The following is a 19,582-nucleotide window of genomic DNA, read 5'->3' on the forward strand; positions in this document are numbered from 1 at the left end:
TAGGCATTAAAAATGTTCCTCCTTAGAGATTATTCAATTTTACAGATTCATATGCTGACCAGGATACACATTAATTATACATGGTTTTTGCAAATGCTGCTATTAACGGTGCTGACCACCGGAAGTTATAATGTTGATGCGCAGGGCCGGAAACGTAAACCGAAAAGTGATACCATTCACCTGGTAGCCGTAGACAGTGCTACTATCAGCAAAAATATCCAGGCATTATCGAAGGATACGAACAGGGTAAGAAAGTCGGATACTTCTGTGTCGATCCTGATCAACCGTATTGAGGGTTACACCCTTACGCTGAACGACCTTATGAGCTCCCTGCGTCGCGGGTTCGATACCTCACGGATCGTTGCCGGCCTGCCGCTGACAGACACTTCCCTTGCGCTGATCAGGTATAATATTGCCAGTTTGGGCCGTACGCCCAACATCAACGATATATATACCAACAAGGTAATGCTGGAGCAGCTGCAGCGAAAGCTCACCTCCTGGCAAGGCGCACTTTTTTCCTATTATGAGAAGCTGGTAAACATCAATGACACCATACGGCTTATCCGGGGAGATACGGCCATGCGGAACATCCCGTCTGAAGATGACCTGTATGGATTTTACCTTGGGCAGGTGACCAACCTGGTGCTTAAATTCCGTTCGGTAGACAGTGCCAACAAGGCCAGTTTGATTAAGATTGGCCTGCTGCAAAACCAGGTGGCTAACCGGTATATTGAGGCCTCCAACCTTTATGAGGATATGGACTACCGCCTGCAGCAATTTGCCTCCAACATGTTTGTACGGGACTACAGGTATTTGTGGAAGCCTCACCGCGATAGTATCAATCCGCTTGAATTTTTCCCGGTGCTGAAAAACTCACTGCATAAAAGCACCAAGGTACTGGGCATTTTCTTTTCTATACAATGGCCTGTCTTTTTTGTATGGCTGTTACTGGCAGTATTATTTTCCTGGTGGGTATACAATAATATTAAACGCATACGGCATAATCATACAGAGCAGGAAGGGGAAACCATCCTGCAGCATGCGCGGTACCTGTACCGCTACCCGGTAGCATGTACCATTGTATTGATTGCTACATTGTCGTCAGTACTATCCGTGCGTTATCCCATTCTTTTTACAGAGATCACCTGGGGTTTAAATGTGATAGCACTGAGTTTTATCTTCCGCACACATCTCCCTAAAACATTATTCAAAAGCTGGCTATTACTGATCGGGCTATTATTCATTTACAGTTTGAATAACCTGCTGATTGAAATCACCTATGCAGAACAATGGGGATTATTGATCGGCGCTGTTCTTTCGTTACTGCTGGGGAACCGGCTGCTGAAGGAGTCGTCGCTCACCACCTTTGCACAACCGAAATTTACCCGGCCGGTATTGATGCTGTTCATGCTTACCAGTGCCTTTTCCCTGATCATGGTTATTTTAGCGAGGGTAGGCACAGCAAAAATAATGGGGTCTACAGCAGTGGTGAGCGCAGTGATGGCCCTGAGCTTATTTATACTCGTGAAAATACTGATGGAAGCCGTATACCTGCAGGTAGAGGCCAATAAAGATTCCAGTACTTTCATTTCCTTTATGGACTACCAGGAGGTGCAGAAAAAGCTGAAAACATTCCTGACCATTCTGGCCTTTGTTGGCTGGCTGGTAATTATATCGCGCAGTGTTTATTTGTATGATATCATATACGAAGTAATTGAAGACGTTCTTTCTTCCCGGCATAAGCTAGGCAATTCAGATTTTACTTTCAGCAGCATCATTATTTTTATATTGGTGATATGGGTGGCTACTGTGGCATCCCAGCTAATTGCCTATATGTTTGGCAACACAGGACAGAGTGCCGGTTCGAACAAAAAAACAAAATTCGGTTCCGCCCTGTTGCTGCTCCGCCTGGCTGTATTAGCCGGGGGCGTGTTGCTGGCCTTTGCCGCCTCCGGGATCCCGATGGACAAGATCACCATTGTGATCGGCGCCCTTGGTGTGGGCATTGGCTTTGGTTTGCAGAACATAGTGAACAACCTGGTATCCGGTATTATTCTCGCTTTTGAAAAACCAATAGAAGTAGGTGACGTGATAGAACTGGGTCCCCGTTCAGGCGTTGTAAAAGAAATAGGGATCCGTTCCAGTAAGATCAGCGCTTATGATGGCTCCGAAGTGATTGTTCCCAATGGCGACCTCATCTCCCAACAACTGATCAACTGGACCAGGACTAACCGGAATAAACGGATAACATTAGCGATTGGTGTTAATTATGGCAGCAATATTGACCAGGTCACCCAAATTATCAGCTCTGCCTTTACCGATCGTAAGGATGTACTTACTGTTCCGGCGCCTTTTATACAACTGACCGACTTCGGGGATAACGCGGTGAATTTCAAGGTGTACTTCTGGGTAGGCGACCTCGATAATGCGGGAAGGCTTCAAAACGAGGTAATGTCTTTTATTTATACGGCCCTTAACCAGGCGGGTATTGAAATCCCTTATCCACAGCGGGACTTACATATCCGTTCTGTAGATGAGTCTATATTAAAAAAATGGGATAAGCCGGCTCCGGGCGGTACTGTTTAAAAAAAAATTGCAAAAAACGTTCGATTCATTTTGAATTTTCATTTTTAAGCCGTTATCTTTGCACTCCCGTTTTGGCGCAGCAGTCGCTACTGATAGTGGTTACAGCGATGCAAACGGAGAATAAGGCGAGGTAGCTCAGGTGGTTAGAGCGTTGGATTCATAACCCAAAGGTCTCGGGTTCAACTCCCGATCTCGCTACAGAATAGGGATTTTCAATGTTAAATTGAAGGTCCCTTTTTTTATTTGCGCTATAACTAACTGAAAGAGCGTGAATTAAAACTAAAAATTGGTTAATATTCGAGGTTCGATATTGGTGTTTATTTACGTTGTAATAAATACCTTCTGGAAATAGTATTTTTTGTATCCTTCTTTTTTCTTCCAAACTGTTGGAACGCCATGCTGAACCGAGTTTGTTGACTTTCGCAACCGCTACAGGTATTAATATTTCGAGGTTAGATATTTTCGGAGTTACTCTATTCAATTCTTTATTCACATCGGCAATTTGACCCATTAAATGTTCGTGAGTTAGCTCATAGGTTTCTTTATCAATCTCTCCCATGCCATATCTTATTTTTAATTCCTTCAATTTACGTTCCAGTGTAACAAACTGCGATTTCAAATTAGCATCTTCTTTTATTTCACTATCATTGTATCCACTAAATAGCTTTAATAGTTGAAGCTGTATAACCGGGACTATATCTTCAGTGATCTGGAAATTATCCAATAAATCCGTAAATAGATCGTTGGCACCACGACGTAACACAAACTTTGTTGTGGCAGCATTTAAACTTACGCCACGACATTTAAGGCAGCGATAATAGTGTAAGTTCTTTTTACGATTAACATATCCTACCAAATAGCCCTTACATTCATCACATTTGAGTAAGCGATTAAGGGGCCGATTTTCTTCATCTTTATTATGGTGGTAACGTGATGGATTTTTCTCAAGCATTTCCTGAACTGTTACAAAATCTTCCTGGCTTACAATTGGAGGCCAATTTCCTTTAATTGGTTCTCCGGCCAATTTATTAATCAAGGTTCCACAGTAAAAAGGGTTTCGCCAAATTGCACTTATTTTTTGAGACAACAATTTCAGCCCTCTTGCTTCCAGTCTGTGTAAAATTTGGGCATCGCTGTAAAGACCAGATAATTTCCATTTCCAAGCCTCCTTTAACAGCTCTCCATCCTTATTGATTTCGATTCTCTGATGCTTACTGATAAATCGCTCGTCGCGTACCCGAGGACCATAATGGTCATATCCTACAGGGCTGGCGCCAAATCGTTTTCCACTTTTTAAATGCGCCTTCATTGCAGGAATGATAATTTCTTTCCGCTCCAGGTTCTCTTTGAAGGCATGAAACAGACTCTCATATATCGCTGCCTTGCCCCGTTCTGTGGTCGTGGAAATGCCTGAACATACTTCAATCAGATGAACACCCAGATCCTCAACAAGTGTATTCACCAACCCAATGGCATTTCCTCCGCTTCTTGAAAACCGGCTCATTTTATAGACCAATATTGCATACGGCTTTTTACGACTGGTGGTGACCCGTTCTATTAAACGGGAGAATTCTTTCGGGGTAAAATCAGATTTCGCCGATTCATATGTGCCCCCAAATTCTTCGGTAATTGTGTAACCCAACTGGTCTGCATAATAACGGGATGCTTCTTGCTGCCGCTCTACGCTAGAATTCTTTTCGAATTGTTCTTTAGAGCTAACACGGGTGTAGGACCACACCTCATGATTGCTTTTTATTGGGGCATCATTTTGCGGAATGTATTTAGCGAAGTAGTTAATATTATTCATTGCTGTTGTTTTCTGATAGACAACTATTATACAAAAAAAGTGATATCTCATATACAAATGAGATTATTTCGAGTTTTTGACTGTGGGGTAAATTCTTTTGGTGCTCAAAAGTGTCTATTTCTTCAATGGTAACTTTGAGATCCTTTTTATCAAGAGTTCCTCTTTTTATCCCACTTTCTAAACCTTCTCCGGTTTTATTCTTTTTCTCCATCTCCTGCTGCGCTTCTGTTTAGTGAATTTTCTTTTAGAATTTCACTTGAAGCTATTTACAGGGAAAGCACGCAACCTACCAGAGGCTTTGATTGGCTGTCATTGGCTTTAAATGACAACTATGCCACTACCACTCAAACAGGGCATTTATAGTATATAAGGTAAAAAATATTTCCGAATGTGGGTCTATAGACATACATTTATTTTATGAAATTCGACCAACTTCCGTCTTGATGGAAAAAATAGATAAGAAAATAATAGCGCCAATTGGCCTACGCCTTAAAGAAGCGCGAAAGGAACAGAAAATAACCTTTCGTGCACTTTCAGCTATTTCCTCTGTGGATACGAAACATATTCAAAAGATTGAAAAAGGAGAAACGGCATTTAGCCTTATTTCATTATTTAAAATTTGCGCTGCTCTTAAAATTTCACCTAGCAAAATAATTGAGATGGAGAATCCATTTGAAGAATAAATTTGTGTCTACTCTTCTCGGGCAGGGATGATATTCTGCTACAGCAAAAAATGATTATGTTATTTCTTCCCATGTATCAGGCACATCTACGATCACCGGAGCTTGTCCTTCATAATAAACATTTATTATTCCGAGAAATTGAGGTGGTGTAAAATTTCCAAGTCCTTCCATTGCGAGCTTGAAGGCATCTTCACGATAATCTAAATCGTGTCCCCAAAAATATCGTGATGTTATTTGCATGGATAACGGTAAGGCTATTCTGAGGACTTTCCAGTTATCTATCGGCCTTATCTGTGGTAATTTCTGAATGACTGTATTGCTTGGAGAAACCCACATGCTACTTTCCCAGATTGATCCGCCAGGAAACTTTAGTGGCCAATCCTGCTGCTTGTGAAGATAAAGTAGTAAATATGAATAAGGTGCATTTGAATGAATAACCTTTAATTGAGTTGTTGATATTGACTCAAAGTTATCCTTGTCACAATCTCGCTTGGCTTCAAGAAAGGCAACACCCTGAAGTCTTTCGCCGCTTGAAAATTGAATGTTTACAATAAGCGATATATCCCCCAATGCAGATTCAGACCGACCTTTATTCTTAAATGAAAACCATTCAATTATTTTCGAGAAATTATCATAGTGGACAATTCGTTTACTGAAAGTATTTCTTAACTCACGCATCAATGAGTATGTAATATGGTTTTCATCCCATTCATAAGGATAGCTTTGGCTTGTAATTTTGGAAAATATATTTTCTAACTCTTCTACAAGTGATTTCATGGATTACCCTTTAGGTGGTTTAGAACCGATTAAGTGAAAGTTGAACGTCTTTGGATCATCTTTGAAAGGTAGTTCCAAACTCTTACGCATTTTTAAAAGCAATGTCCTTAATTTCTGATCGTGAGCCTCTAAGCTTCTATTGGGATTGGAATGTTTTATTTCAGAATGGAATTCCATCAAGGCAGAAATCACCTCTTGCGGTGCTACCAATGCAATTGTATTGACTGCTCTTGAAAAGTTCAAGTTAGCCTGATCTTTGTCCACATCGTCAATGGCGAGATCTGAAATTGCTGATAACAATTCTTGGTAATGGCTCAGCTTTCGCTGTTGTAATACATCTCTTCTTTCAGCTATTTTGGTCAGAACAAAAGACAAGGCTGCTGCAATTATACTGGCAGCGGCCGTAATAATCGCAACAAGAACGGCGGGGTCCATAAAATGTTTTTTTTAGAACAAATAATTTGAGATTATAGGGATACTTGTTACAATATTATAGAATAATGGGAAGAAAAGCAAATATATAAATCAGTATTTATAAGTATTCGGTCCCAAGATTCACTACCCAAAAAGAATAATAGGATTTTGAGCCCCGAATTGTTTAAGTGCCGAAGTAGAAAAATAATTTAGCAAGGTATTCCCTTTACTATATTTCTGCATTTTTTTTTAATGCCCCACTTTTTTTCGATTTATGATTTCTTCAACTATGCAGTTTGTAGGAACAAGCCGACGGCTTGTTCGTTAGATTGTCGGTCGAACTTGTTGGTCACAAGACGCAACAAGGGCATTGACGGCTATCGTATCTGTATTTAGAAGACTGGCTAAGTCTGGGTGCATTGGTCGTCACGAAATAAATCGTCTGGATGCTCTGATAAGATTGTATATCATATAAGATGACCATATTCTCATTAATAAATCTAAAAGAATTAAATATCCAGAAAGAGAAGTTTCAAGCCTCCTTAATGGATTAATATAAATAAAAAACTTTTCAAAGGCTTCTTTAAAGCCTGCTGCAGTTGGCTCACAAAGTGATATATGTAATGGGTTAAAACCATTACATAACAATGCTAATACAAAAAGAATGTAATGTCCAAATAATAACCAGAATAAAGGTTTTATAAAACTTTGCCCGTAATCGCTAAACGTTTTGCTCCAAAGTAAAATCATCTTATCCCAAAATTGATTTTCCCATGGCTTCCCCCATGTCAAAGTTCTACTGTGAAAATTTAATTCTTCTGAATAAAATTTATGTTCCTGAATTTTGTCGCTATGCTTTGACATGGAAATTTTTAGTTGTCTGTAAGCTTCCTTTATTGCGACAATCTCGCTAGGAGTTGTTTTGCGACCTGACTTTAATGAGTCTTCAAATGTGCCATATCCCGGTCCAAATAACGCTCTTACATTGTTACTCCATTTGCAACCTATGAAAAGCGCATCAGTAATAAAGCTATCGATGACTATAAGTTCTTTATATTGAGAAAATAAAGCTCTATAAAATTCAGCTTTGTCCAAATTGCTATTTACTATTTGAAAATATCTTGTATCACTATTAGGGTCTTTGGGTTCAATTCCATAGAAGTTTAAAATTCCTTCGTTTTTAAAATCTGTTATAGAAATGTTGTTGCATTTTAGTTTTGCGAAACTGATTCTCTTTCCTTTGTTTATTCCATACAATGAAATCTCATCGAAACTTTGTTCGCTAACAATAATATCACCAGTTTCATCTTCTCTAGCAAAGATTACCAGCTTACTTATATTGTCTCCGACAAGATGTTCTCCAATATGTAAACTCTCAAATTTTGCTCCTGATACCCATATGTCGTCAATGTCATAACCAGAGATGCTTACTTTACCAAAAGTACAGCCGGTTAGATGGATGGATTTAACATGAACATGCTTTATTATGACATCCTTAAAATTCCCACTATCAAAATAAATACAGTCTGAGATTGTGCAGCCCTCAAAAGTCAAGGATTCATTACATGTCAACCCGCTTATAAAAAATAATTTGTCAGACTTAATTGTGCAACCATGAAAAGTAAGAGGCAAGTTAACTGTTACGCTATCATCTAAGATAAGTCGTTCATCCTCAATAGTGTATCCATCTATAAGAATACTGCGTTCTCCATACTCTTCCTTTATAAATTCATTTGGTGGTTTTTTCAATATAGCCCTAAGCTCTTTTTCGGAAAGAACCTTGTCTTTACTATTAGATGTTGAATTTTCAGATTGAGCCATTCTGTATAGTTGCTATAGGTGTTGGCGGTCGCTTTGCATTGCCACTAACGCGCAATTTTTATTACTCACATCTTCGATGTTCATTTCGTTAAGTTGTCGATCAGAAGACACGACAACGGCTTAGCCTGGAAATTTTATAGTTCACCTTTGGGGCCGTCTAACCATGGAGGTGTGCCACCAGTAGCATTTTTGTATTCTTCCAAATCCATATCTATTTTCTCAAGCAATACTGCGGTAACCTGTTTGCCGGGGTTCTCTTTCCTTGCTTTTTCTACTGCTTTACCTTTTACTATATTCGGATCATACCCAGATCCACTAACTGTTTCAATAGAATGATCCTTCCCGTCCACAATAACCCTGAATTTGGCTATGTAATAATTTTTCATTTAAGATAAATTTAATTGAATGCTTACGCGCTGCTGGAATTTCATTGACCCCTGCAGTTTACTTTTTTCCCTTTCTCAACTTCTCATTCTCTTTCCTCAACTCAGCAATCTCCTCTTTCAATCCTTTATTCGCTTGCTCCAGTATTTCAACTATCTTATCAATCGGATTAAAAGAAGGGTAATAATTCATCGCCGAAGCAATAGCGTTATCTTTAAAATCAGTAAATGTATTTGCAACGATGCTTATAGCCGCTTCTTCATCAAAGTTCTTTATCGCTTCAACCGGTATTTTCAAAGCTCTTGCCACTTCATCTAAAATTCCGTCCTCAATTTCTTCCTTCGCTTCTAACCGGGAAATTTTTATCTGCGTCCAATCATCACCCATTATAGAGGCCAGCAAATCTTGCTTTATTCCCAGCATTTGCCGAAACCGAGTTATATTTTCCCTTGATGAATTTTCTTTTCCATACGGACAAAGATAACGTTTTAAGTAAGTGATTAAAAAATACAAAAATCAAACTAAGATAATCATTTTCAGATTATTATAAACAAAAAGCTGGACGTTACTTTGAATCCATAGTTGGTACTAAAAATCAATCTGTTCCAGACTTAGATTGTCGGTCGAACCCTGGAGATTTTTCCGTTGTAAAAAATCCGCCACAATTGCCGTTAAACAGTACAGCTTACTTTATTCGATATTGATAAAAGGCACCTTCAAAAAAAAGGCGCCTTTTTCATTTGCCTTAGCCTACCGGTTTGCCATCTTACCCAGTTATACGAAACAGACAACTCCCATACCCGTGCCCCATGACAGCTCAAAGGCCCGCGTTCAGGCGCCTGGTCGCTCAGGCTACCATCTTTCACATCAGGCTATAGCCATCCCTCTTGCGGGCGGATGATTCGCCGTGCCCACTATTGGACATGTCGTCAACATGCGTATCATTACAATGTTTTGAGTATATTCGAGGGAATATACTTTATGAATGAATCGATTTTATTTTAACTCCCTTCGGGCCGAAATTGAAGCTCGTATTGTAAAGGATCACCAAGAAATAGCCCCACACCGTCACCGAAAATACGGCAAGCAAATGACTTATATTTTTTCCAAAGATGGGTATTGGGTAGTGGCGATTGTAATATTTGTGGCTTTGGGCCTTTTTTCTGTTCGAATGCCATTTTTGGATGTAATACCTTTTTCCGAAGGGACGGCAGCGATTCTAGTAGATCAACGGACCTCAAATATAGCTACGATCATTTCCATGACCCTTGCCGTTGTTGGTCTTTTACTCAGTAACCTGGCGTTTAAGGAAGGTAGAGTATACCGCTTTTTGTTTATAAGGTCTTATATGTATCCAATTATATACTACATTTTGAGTGTAATTGGTTGCTTGATCATCATTTCCACACTACGTAATACTCTTTCGCCAGACTGGTTCAACAGGCTTGTTTTATCCGCCACATACCTGGTGGTGGCCATTCCATTTATGATTGGTTATCTTTTTAGGAAGATCATAATTTTTGCCAGTTCAGACTTGCTCATGGAACAGTTTAAAGAACAGTACCTGCGTGAGGTGAAAAGCGGTTTATATTTGGAATTGCTTTCCCATCACAGCAAGAATGCTTTTCTTGATGTAATGAAGCAAGAGGGACTTGAGGAGTATCGTAGCGATTGGGGCCCTTCTGTTCGCGGTATCCTGTTTTCGGAGGGGCATATGGATTTTAAGAAGGATCTGCTGGTAACAGATGTTAGCCTTAGCATACTGAAAAGTTTATTAAAAAAGTACCCGAGTGCTGAAAAGCGGTATTTCATAGGACCTATGACGATTAACGAAGTAACGGATGAGTATGATAGTTTTATATGGCCGGCAATTCAAACTGAAAAAGGTAAAGATGTAAAGATTATGCGTTGCTTGAAAGTTTGTGAGGCGAATCGGAAGCTGCTGCCTTCGTTAGAGATGTCTGAATATTTCCTTTCTAAGCTGGATGAATATCGTGCAGAGAACAAGCCTAAAAAGGAGAAGGAACTACTCGACTTATTTGATCAGGTAATTGAACTCAAATTGAAACATGGTTTAAAATGAACAAAAGGATAGATGTTACAGCTGGAATAAATGACAAGGTCTTTTCGATCCTTGAGCAAGGGGTTCAGCAGAATGCAGTAGATAGCATTTTGAATTGTATTGGATTTTTCAGGTCTGTTATACGTAAAGGCATTCAGTACCGGTCCTTCGAAGTGTTTTCAGAATATATCATATTCCCTTCTCAAGCATACATTTTTTATGCTTATCGTCAACGTAAATCCGGTGAAGGAACTACAGTTGCAGGTGTGGTTATTAGCGCTTTATCCCTGCATTTAAAAGAAATTATCGGATTTGTGATTGGTATTGCCTATGATCAGGAGAAGGAGCTATCTGGTCTTAATGAATTGAACCGGTATTACATGAGAGGCTTTAGGGAATTCAATCATCTTTTCTATCTCATATCCCGTAAAAGTGATTGGCCTCTTTTTGAGAAGGCTGTGAGGGATTTTGTTCAAATCAGGAGAGATGATTCCAAAGGAGGATTCGCAAGGCGCATCCAGCTTGAACGCCCTCGAAAGAGATAACAAAGATGGTATCTATGATGATCAAATAGCACGGATAAAACAGGAGGATAAAATTAATGGGAAACTTTGGGAGTACAAGCGCCGGACTACCTTGGTTATGAAATACTGGTTGTATTTTCTATACGAGGAAAAGATGATCAAAGATGAGCATTTACGTAGTATTATAGCTCAATTAGAGGAGGTGTATATTAGGCCAGGAGAGGATGTAGCCGATCTCATTTTTTTTAGAACGAATAATTTAAGTGAGTACATGGGATGGGAAGATTGGGACTATATGGACCGTCCTACTAACGAAGCGTACCATCCTCCCGTTGCAAGTGACTGGATTACAAGAGGATATATCTTGGATCGTTTGGTAACGCGCAACACATCTTTCTTTACCGGATATTTAGATAAAGCGGATTTTGAACAATTGAGGTATCTTAATCTGGCTATTACAACGATTAAGCAAAATTTACTTGAGTCTTTTGAAATTTTGCAACCTGTCATGACGCTGTCAGGTATAGAAGAGTTGAGAGATTGGATAGAACAATTGCAGAATTCGATTGCCAAAGCCTACCTTCCAACTGCTATAAAGACAGCACTGGAAATTTCTCAAACTTCACTTAGTACCACAAAGGTTAAACAATTTACTTTAGAGGTCGCAAATCATTGGCGTAGTGAGCTCAGGACACGACATTTGTTTACACTATTTGGAAATATTACTGACGTAACTGGGCAAGACATCAAGTTGATGCGTGTTGGGCCCTATATGAATTTAGAGAAAGGAAAGATAGCCTTTATTGATGGCCCGCACTATTCTGAAATAATAGGTCTTGAACGCATAGGAGATGAAGTGGCAAGGATGGAAGATAACCTGTTTTTTGATAGAGTGAGTAGAAGTGAGATTGCCGTTATGGAAGGACCGCAGAATCTGATGTTGTTGAATAAGGCCATTGTTGAACTTCGCAACAAAGGGATTGAGCCGACCCTGATTATAACTGATAACCCTTATTGGGCAGCTAGCAATGATATTCGTCAGTCTGAACTGTATACGAGTGCATTACCTGATAGATTTATTAACTCTGGCCTTGGTGATTCATTTATTGGTAGCTTCGCTAAAGTCCCTGTTGTTAACATGCGAGCCGGCTTTTTAAATAATAAAATGATTGTTGCCGATTTTGCGGCCACATTTAACCTTAAAGTGAAAAAAGATCCGGAGTGGGTAGAGCAACTTTTATCCGTTGTGGTTTCGGAGCTTTCCCCAGAACAGGTTGAGAAATTATATTCCCAAGATCCAATGAAGTGGCGGAGAACAGATTCTGGGACAGAAATGACAGAGGAAGATGCCAAAATTGTAGTGAGCACAAGTATTACAATAGACGCCGAAACGATTGCCGAAGTTGAAATTTTGGATCCAAACAGTAGCCGCATTATTTCCTGGTCGCCCCTTCAGTCGTAGTGAGCCATTGTGACATTTTGACGGGTGTATCATGTGCGTTTTATAAAGCGGACCTTCTACGAAGATCTAAAAATACCGCCATTTTCAAAATTGGTTCAAATGAGGTCTGTTTCTCGCTACAAATGTTACACATGACTGAAAAGGTTGCCGGAAATGGCAGCCTTTTTTATTTTTATGATTTTGCGCTTCAATGAATATGCAGTTTTACATCATCAATAGAAAATCGCATTGTTAGATCATATCAAATTCAAAACCTCAGTTCAATAAAGTATTAATTTTCAAGCAAATCTGATTCAACTCCCTTTCAGGGGTACATTATGGAAAAAGTAGGGAACTGTCTGATTTTCTATAGGCCACCTTATATTAATACATAGTATTTTACGAAAGGAGAATGCTCTTTCTTTTTGAATCCGGTACGTTTTGTTGAACCAGTTCCACTTTTTTATGAGCATATTTTTCCTGGAAGTAGCTCTCCACAACTAATTCTACAATAAGAAATGCTAATTGCTCTTGGGAAACCTGCAATTTGTCCATTGCAATAAGTCCTTCTTTGAAATTGTCGTCAACAGTAATATTACCATTATTCTTTAACGACAAAGAGAACAATCCTGCGGCTTTTATTTGACCATACACACACATAAAAGCCGGATGAATGTAAGATGCAGAGAATGCATTTCCATCATATGCTAAATCAGCTTCAAACAATTTTCGCAGAAGTTTCTGTTCAGCCTCAAAACTGCAATTCGCAATTATATTCCCGATGCTTTAACAACCAACATCCGATTTTGCTCATTCCAGCCGGTTCGTTTGCATATGCCTACCATCCACCTTCTTCGAGGTTATCAAAATCTTTTATCTGCGAAAGTCTGGCCAGGCCTTCCAGGGAAATATCTTTCCATTTTTCATCGAAAACCTCATCTCCACCTTCTGCGGAAGTATTTGTATTGATCCGCTCCATTCGTCTTTTGGTTAAAAAATTAATGCTTACTTGCCGGTCGATTCTCGGACCAGTACTGTTACTTGCATCATAGCCGATAAGCTCAAAGTCCGATCCCCGAAGTCTGAAAGTGTATTTCCAGTAGCCGTACCGGCCATGCAGGTAATGTACATACAGCTTGTTTCGGCCAATCTCAACGGAAAGTTCAGGGGCAAAATATACCCCACCATCCTCGTTTTCTGAGGAGAAGCAATTCAGATTTTCCGTCACTTTCTTAAACTGTCCGTTCATTCCTAAAAATACGATTAACCCACGGCGGTTCCTATCCACGGTCTTGCCATCTCCGGTTTTCTCCAATCGGTCTTTTAATGTTGCTTTCACTATCAAAACGCTGTCTGGGATTCCGTCGCTATTCAGATCACCACCGATGCAGCCGGTAACTCTGTATCCTTTCGGTACCGGAAGGGGCGGAGTGACTGCCATTCGTGAAGCAAACCCATTTACCTGAACGGATATGGAACTGATGACTTTTGCACAGGCAGGAGAAATTCCGGACGCCTTGTGGATACGGCTGCCAGATGCTAAATGAGTAAAGAGTATCAGACTTATTGAAAGAAAGTATTTTATCATTGCTACGGAGGATTTAACAGACATTAATGCGAACATCGTCAAAAGCCTTGATCAGTTTTTTTCACAACGCTGATGTCTTCCAGCTGATAGGGGCTGTCAAGCTGACAATATACCTCCATGTCCGGATATTCTTTTTTTGCTTCAAAGACCATTATCACCACATTGTCTGGATAGAAGCATAGACGCACCGTCTTCAGTGAAGTTTCAAGATCAGTATAATCGCTGTCTGAAGGCTGATAATCTGATTCACCGTAGGCAGCATCCGTCAGTTCCCTGGCGATTTCTTTTTTCAATATTGAAATGGTCCCGGTGCCTAGTCCGCGTACCCAGATAGTAGCACTTGAGACCAACTCTGCAAAATCTGACTGATCAGGGCTGCTATCCTCCTCTTCCAGATCAAATTCGACGGCAATTTTCGCGGACTCTGGCAAATCAAGGTGTCCAACCATGCGCCCGTCTTTTAATACTATATCTTTAAAAACTTCCATTCACTATCCATTATTTGATTTCCATATCACAATATAGTGATATAGTTTTGTTCAGCGGTTGTCCGGGGTGGCATGTGAATATGGTTACGACCGATCAGCCATGCTTTTAAATTTTTATAACTTGTGTAGATGAAAGCCATTTATATAATTCCGGTCATTGTTATCGCGGCGGCTTTATACCTGCTACTTTCAAAAGCTAAAAAGAATGGAGCGCATGGCAGGCTTCCAGATGCATATGCAGGATATCAGTCCATCGACAGCGTTCAAACTATCCAAAGTGGATCCGCTATCCTGGATTTGTTATTCAAAAGTGAGGAGAATATCCAGTCTTTTCTGACCGAAGAGAACAATGTGATCATTTACACTGTTCATGGAAAGACAGAAAATACGTTTTACAAAATCGCTCCTCACGGAGAGGTGATCGACTCACTGAAGATCGATCGCAGGGCAGCCGATCTGGCATTTGTACAAGGGTTTATTATCGATAAAGAGAAAAACGAATATTATAGGTGGACTTTTAACGGAAACAAAACTGCCATCGAATTACCAGCCGAAAATGCCGGTCTTGACTGGAGTAGCGGCCGGCAGGAAAGCAGACTTACCCAAATCAAAGGTTTGCCGGGACTGGTTTATGTGGATTACCAGTCTAAGAGCCCTTCGCCCCAAAAGAGTACCAAGGACGAAATCCAGACAACTCAGGCGGTAACTACCTTTGCCGTACTGACTTACTTGGCCGGCGATGATTATTTTCAGTTTTATACTACCCTTGATGTCAGTAAACAGTTCCCCTGGTCGTATACGCGGCAGCTCATATGGAACAATCTTTTTAAGCGGATGGATGAACGCTCTGCACATGATGGAGAGATCATTCCATCAAATGCTGTAAAATATCGCCACTTTCACAGGCTAAAGAAGGAAGAAGTCCGCTTTTCCGGCGGAGGAGGTAATGCACCGGGTTATACCAAAGAGCTTTATCCAGGATATCTATTTAGCGATATCATATTTCACAAGGACACCATAAGAATAAAACAACTTATGTATCTTAACGAAGAGAGACCCGGGTCGTCTATAGAAATCGAAGACCGGCGGATTGGTACTTTCTCCAGCAACAAAGTGCAGCCGGTTGAAATTATAGATGGCTATATGTATTATACTAATCCAAAGCTGCAGTATGCACTCTTTGCCAATAGTGATAAGAAGATATATCAGATCAGGAAAAAGGCCAACCGCCTATAGCTGGTGTTATTGTCTTTATATGGCTATACATTACCTACAAGCCATCAAACTTTCCAACATACTTCATTCCCAGTACCTCAGCTATATCTTCCCCGTTTATTTTTACGCTGCCTTGTAAGACTAATTCAAGCATTGAGCTGGCAGTAGAAATCTTCATTTTATCCACTTTCAGGATCATTTTTTCGGCAACATTAAAGTCTTCAACCTGAAGAATTAATATCTCATCAAGCTTCCCGCTTTTAGCAGCATGGTAATAATTGATTTTTATGAGTTTGCCTTTATCAATTCCGATCTGTTTGATAATGTTTTTTTTATCAAGTTTGTTTTCACCTACCCATAAATGATGAATAGCAGAACTATCAGATGAACTTTCATCAGAAGCCTGCACTAATTGTCCGATATATTTTACAGTCTGGGAACCAGCAGCAGCTTTTTTACTCAAGCTATTGTCTTCATAAGCTATAACCGAATTAAAGTCATTGATCTTATGCTTTTTACGTAAAGATTCAAGCTCCTTTTCGTCCACAAGAATATCACGGGCAATTTCTCTGATATCAACCGGTTTCCGATAATACTTCATGATCATTGCATCCTCTTCATAAGTATCTAAACCAACTTCCTTACAGAAATCGCAACGTAGTTCCCAACTTGGTTCTGCGTCTTTTACTTTATTTCCGGTAGGAGGCTCATGGTCATAAACAGCCCATGCCTTGAGATATTTTTTTTGATCCAGATATTTTTCAAATTCCTTGGGTGACGGAAGTTGTCCGAGCCATATATGCATACTGATTCTTATTTTATAGGCGACCTTTCCAGCTGCTTGAAACACTAACTTAACAAAAATTGCTTAAACAACAATTGAGGTGCCGCTCCGATCAATCAGTGATGTTTGGGAGCACTGGCAACTGGCTGTCCTTCCGAGACTGTAAGGAGGCGTGAATAGCTGATCATTGTCGAACGTTCCATGGATTCGGGTACAAACGCGATACAAACGCTTTGTAGATAATTGATTATTAGTAGACAATTTGTTTCGGTTCTGAATACGCCTCAATATTTTTTAAATTCTCTTCTGACGTTTGGCAGTATCCCCTTTGGTACACAAATTGAGCATAAATATTGAACTTACATCAGTGTAGCCATATAATAATTTCGGTTAATATTTTCCGCTTTTTAACCTTAAAAGAAATGTGGCCATTTTTACTATCGGTTCAAATGCAGTTCCGATCTCGCTACTAAAAATTATAAAATCCCATAGGACACAAGTTCTATGGGATTTTATAATTTATACCTTTCTGATATGCTAAAGCTACTCCCCTTTCAAACTCTTCACCGGGTTCATTAATATTGCTTTCATGGTTTGATAACTGATAGTGATCAACGCAATCCCCGTGATCAATAAAACAGCCGCTACAAACATCCACCACTCCATATCAATTTTATACGAAAAGCCCTGCAGCCAGTTGTTCATGAACCACCATGCCAATGGCGACGCTATAAAGAAGGCAATAATTACAAGTACAATAAACTCTTTTGACAACAATGTGAACAGGGAAGCTGCACCAGCTCCCAATATTTTCCGGATACCAATTTCCTTCGTCCGTTGCTCAGCTGTAAACATGGCCAGACCCAGCAATCCGAGGCAGGATATAAATATGGCCAGGAACGAAAAACCAGCGGAGAGCTTACTCACTACAGTTTCACTGTTATATGTTTTCTGATAGGCCTCATCAGAAAAAGTAAAGGTAAACGGGAATTTAGGATTCAATGCTTTACAGATCTTTTCCAGGCTGGCCAGTGCCTCCTTTGTTTTACCTGCTTCGGTGCGGACCAGTATACTTCCATATTCGTCTTTCTCTCCATTCCATACAATGAGAGGATGAATAGGGTCGTGGAATGATGAAAAATGGAAATCCTTTAATACCCCTACTATAGTCCCTTTTTTCCCCCACATGCTCAGCGGCTTGCCAACAGGATCCTTATATCCGATTATCCTTAACGCCGCTTCATTCACCAGGTAACCTGCAGAATCTGATGCGAAGTCTTTAGACAAATCCCTGCCAGCTATCATCTTCAAATTGAGGGTTTTCACGAAATCGTATCCTGCAGACGTTTGAGTAAACATCTGGTTATCACCCGGCATTTTGCCCTCCCAATCAATGCCCCAGGTGCTGCTGCCTATTGAAGTAGGCGCTTCCCCGATACGGGATACCATTTTAATACCGGGCGCATTCATTGCTTCCTGCTTAAACACGGGATACCTGGCAGCCAGATCGCCTTCTATGGGCAGATAAACCAGGTTTTCCCTGTTGTAGCCCAGGTCTGCCTGCTGTATATATTTCACCTGCCTGGAAACAACAATAGTTCCTATGATGAACAGGATAGATAGCGTAAACTGGAATACCACCAGTCCTTTCCTCAAACTAATATCAGTGCTGCCGAATTTCAGGGTTCCCTTTAAAACAGCCAATGGTCTGAAAGACGAAAGAAAAACAGCGGGATAACTACCTGCAGCCAGACCGGTAACAACCGTTAAGCCTGCCAGGCTACACCAAAAATAAATATTTGAAGCAGGAAAAATGATCTGCTTGCCGCTAAGCCGGTTAAAGAAAGGCAACAACCCATAAACAAGCATCAGTGCCAGTAACACCGATAATGCCGTAACCAGCATTGCCTCGCTCAGAAATTGCCGTACCAGAACAGACTGTGCGGCGCCGGCCACTTTACGGATACCTATTTCCTTTGCACGCTTGGCAGAACGGGCAGTAGTAAGGTTCATGAAATTTATGCAGGCGATCAGCAAAATAAAAACTGCTACTATGCTGAATAATCTTACATATTCTATCCGGCCGCCCGACAGGTAGCCTGCCTTGAAATTTGCATGCAGGTAGCTATCGCCGTAGCGCTGCAATTCCAGCTCCGCCCGGTAATTACTGCTCTTACTATACTTAGCCAGAAAGTTCTTGATCTTAGCTGCCACCTTTTGAGGAGAAGCATCTTTATGCAGCAGGATAAGAGTGTTAGGTCCCACGTTTCCCCAATCTTTTGCCCAATCGTTTTCACGCAGGAAACTTGCCCAGTCGATAAGGCAATCAAATTTTGCAGAAACATGCTGCGGCAGATCCTTAAATACACCGGTGATGGCGAGGCTGTTCCGGTTATCATACCTGAGGGTTTTACCTATAGCAGCAGCCGCGCTGCCAAAAAATGCCTTTGCCATCTTTTCTGAAATGCATATACTGCCAGGTTTATTAAGCGCTGTAATGGGGCTCCCTTCCAGCAGGGGATAGCTCATCATTTTAAAATAATCGGAGTCCGCATAACAGGCATCAAACTTTGCAACTTTATTATTCCCTTCAAAAGTAAGCCGGTCGGGACTATCGTCTAGCCATGAGAAATTTGAGGCATATGCTATTTCAGGAATAGTACGCTTCATTTCATTTGCCAGCATACCCGGCGTTTTATAACTGGCAAATATTTCCTTATCTACAAACTGTCGCTCATATACCAGATAAAGACGGCTCCCCTGCTCATGGAAATTATCTATGCTGCGTTCATCCCATACCCATAGTAATATCAGCAGGCTGCAGGCCAGGCCGATAGTGAGTCCCAGGATATTAATAACAGAGAAGGCCTTGTTCCGGATGAGATTCCGCCATGCCACTTTAAAATAGTTTCCAAACATAGTTCAAAGTCTTTGACTCCTGTCCCACAGAAAACAATATACCAGTTCCCAATCACCTTAACCACAGCAAATTATACAGATAAAATTAC

Annotated in this window: 18 protein-coding genes and 1 tRNA gene; 7 read left to right on the plus strand and 12 right to left on the minus strand. The window is 40.4% G+C overall.

Translation table 11 applies throughout. The features are described 5' to 3' along the window. Positions 1 to 93 precede the first annotated feature (93 nt). Positions 94 to 2,586: a mechanosensitive ion channel family protein gene (locus ABIE50_RS31365; RefSeq protein WP_209863022.1), complete on the plus strand. Its 2,493-nt coding sequence runs from the start codon at positions 94 to 96 to the stop codon at positions 2,584 to 2,586. Positions 2,587 to 2,710: 124 nt separating this feature from the next. After that, positions 2,711 to 2,784 (plus strand) — tRNA-Met (locus ABIE50_RS31370). Here the strand turns inward: ABIE50_RS31370 and ABIE50_RS31375 are convergent. Then, positions 2,744 to 4,444 (minus strand): recombinase family protein, encoded by a 1,701-nt coding sequence (locus ABIE50_RS31375; RefSeq protein WP_354028302.1) that lies wholly within the window; start codon positions 4,442 to 4,444, stop codon positions 2,744 to 2,746. The genes ABIE50_RS31370 and ABIE50_RS31375 overlap by 41 nt on opposite strands. After that, positions 4,386 to 4,604: a hypothetical protein gene (locus ABIE50_RS31380; protein ID WP_209863025.1), complete on the minus strand. Its 219-nt coding sequence runs from the start codon at positions 4,602 to 4,604 to the stop codon at positions 4,386 to 4,388. The genes ABIE50_RS31375 and ABIE50_RS31380 overlap by 59 nt, the downstream gene beginning before the upstream one ends. Positions 4,605 to 4,836: 232 nt before the next feature. On the opposite strand from ABIE50_RS31380, the gene ABIE50_RS31385 reads away from it, so the two are divergent. Beyond that, positions 4,837 to 5,076, plus strand: coding sequence for a helix-turn-helix domain-containing protein (locus ABIE50_RS31385; protein WP_209863028.1), 240 nt, complete (start codon positions 4,837 to 4,839; stop codon positions 5,074 to 5,076). A gap of 54 nt (positions 5,077 to 5,130) precedes the next feature. On the opposite strand, the gene ABIE50_RS31390 is transcribed toward ABIE50_RS31385, so the two are convergent. The 5 genes from ABIE50_RS31390 to ABIE50_RS31410 form a co-directional block, all read right to left on the minus strand. Continuing rightward, positions 5,131 to 5,853 carry a hypothetical protein gene (locus ABIE50_RS31390; RefSeq protein ID WP_209863031.1) on the minus strand — a complete coding sequence of 241 codons (723 nt, stop codon included), beginning with the start codon at positions 5,851 to 5,853 and terminating at the stop codon, positions 5,131 to 5,133. A gap of 3 nt (positions 5,854 to 5,856) precedes the next feature. Next, positions 5,857 to 6,288, minus strand: coding sequence for a hypothetical protein (locus ABIE50_RS31395; protein WP_209863034.1), 432 nt, complete (start codon positions 6,286 to 6,288; stop codon positions 5,857 to 5,859). 405 nt (positions 6,289 to 6,693) lie between these two features. Further along, positions 6,694 to 8,088, minus strand: coding sequence for a hypothetical protein (locus ABIE50_RS31400; protein WP_209863037.1), 1,395 nt, complete (start codon positions 8,086 to 8,088; stop codon positions 6,694 to 6,696). 134 nt (positions 8,089 to 8,222) lie between these two features. Next, the gene (locus tag ABIE50_RS31405; RefSeq protein ID WP_209863040.1) at positions 8,223 to 8,474 is read right to left on the minus strand and encodes a hypothetical protein; all 252 of its coding nucleotides are present in this window, start codon (positions 8,472 to 8,474) and stop codon (positions 8,223 to 8,225) included. 58 nt (positions 8,475 to 8,532) lie between these two features. Further along, a complete protein-coding gene (locus tag ABIE50_RS31410; protein WP_354028264.1) occupies positions 8,533 to 8,895 on the minus strand; it encodes an XRE family transcriptional regulator in 363 nt (120 codons plus the stop codon). Between the two features lie 562 nt (positions 8,896 to 9,457). Here ABIE50_RS31410 and ABIE50_RS31415 point away from each other — a divergent pair. Genes ABIE50_RS31415 through ABIE50_RS31425 form a run of 3 tightly spaced genes read left to right on the plus strand, consistent with a single transcriptional unit; the run spans position 9,458 to position 12,520 of the window. Continuing rightward, on the plus strand, positions 9,458 to 10,555 hold the full coding sequence (locus ABIE50_RS31415; RefSeq protein WP_209863043.1) for a hypothetical protein: 1,098 nt from the start codon (positions 9,458 to 9,460) through the stop codon (positions 10,553 to 10,555). Continuing rightward, a complete protein-coding gene (locus ABIE50_RS31420; RefSeq protein ID WP_354028265.1) occupies positions 10,552 to 11,079 on the plus strand; it encodes a hypothetical protein in 528 nt (175 codons plus the stop codon). The genes ABIE50_RS31415 and ABIE50_RS31420 overlap by 4 nt, the downstream gene beginning before the upstream one ends. Further along, positions 11,021 to 12,520 (plus strand): hypothetical protein, encoded by a 1,500-nt coding sequence (locus tag ABIE50_RS31425; RefSeq protein ID WP_354028266.1) that lies wholly within the window; start codon positions 11,021 to 11,023, stop codon positions 12,518 to 12,520. Before ABIE50_RS31420 ends, ABIE50_RS31425 begins: the two co-directional genes overlap by 59 nt. Before the next feature lie 378 nt (positions 12,521 to 12,898). On the opposite strand, the gene ABIE50_RS31430 is transcribed toward ABIE50_RS31425, so the two are convergent. From ABIE50_RS31430 to ABIE50_RS31440, 3 genes are all read right to left on the minus strand, one after another. Further along, positions 12,899 to 13,225: a hypothetical protein gene (locus tag ABIE50_RS31430; RefSeq protein ID WP_209863049.1), complete on the minus strand. Its 327-nt coding sequence runs from the start codon at positions 13,223 to 13,225 to the stop codon at positions 12,899 to 12,901. A 112-nt stretch (positions 13,226 to 13,337) separates the two neighbouring features. Continuing rightward, entirely contained in the window at positions 13,338 to 14,087 is a 750-nt protein-coding gene (locus tag ABIE50_RS31435; protein WP_209863052.1) for a hypothetical protein, read from the minus strand. Positions 14,088 to 14,125: 38 nt separating this feature from the next. Next, positions 14,126 to 14,575, minus strand: coding sequence for a hypothetical protein (locus tag ABIE50_RS31440; protein WP_209863055.1), 450 nt, complete (start codon positions 14,573 to 14,575; stop codon positions 14,126 to 14,128). A 129-nt stretch (positions 14,576 to 14,704) separates the two neighbouring features. Here ABIE50_RS31440 and ABIE50_RS31445 point away from each other — a divergent pair, with 129 nt between their 5' ends. Next, on the plus strand, positions 14,705 to 15,811 hold the full coding sequence (locus ABIE50_RS31445) for a hypothetical protein (protein WP_209863058.1): 1,107 nt from the start codon (positions 14,705 to 14,707) through the stop codon (positions 15,809 to 15,811). Between the two features lie 34 nt (positions 15,812 to 15,845). On the opposite strand, the gene ABIE50_RS31450 is transcribed toward ABIE50_RS31445, so the two are convergent. Beyond that, entirely contained in the window at positions 15,846 to 16,595 is a 750-nt protein-coding gene (locus tag ABIE50_RS31450; RefSeq protein ID WP_209863061.1) for an immunity 22 family protein, read from the minus strand. 522 nt (positions 16,596 to 17,117) lie between these two features. Beyond that, positions 17,118 to 19,493 carry an ABC transporter permease gene (locus ABIE50_RS31455; RefSeq protein WP_209863064.1) on the minus strand — a complete coding sequence of 792 codons (2,376 nt, stop codon included), beginning with the start codon at positions 19,491 to 19,493 and terminating at the stop codon, positions 17,118 to 17,120. Between the last annotated feature and the right edge of the window lie 89 nt (positions 19,494 to 19,582).

This window comes from Chitinophaga sp. OAE865, assembly GCF_040546735.1.
Taxonomy (GTDB): Bacteria; Bacteroidota; Bacteroidia; order Chitinophagales; family Chitinophagaceae; genus Chitinophaga; species Chitinophaga polysaccharea_A.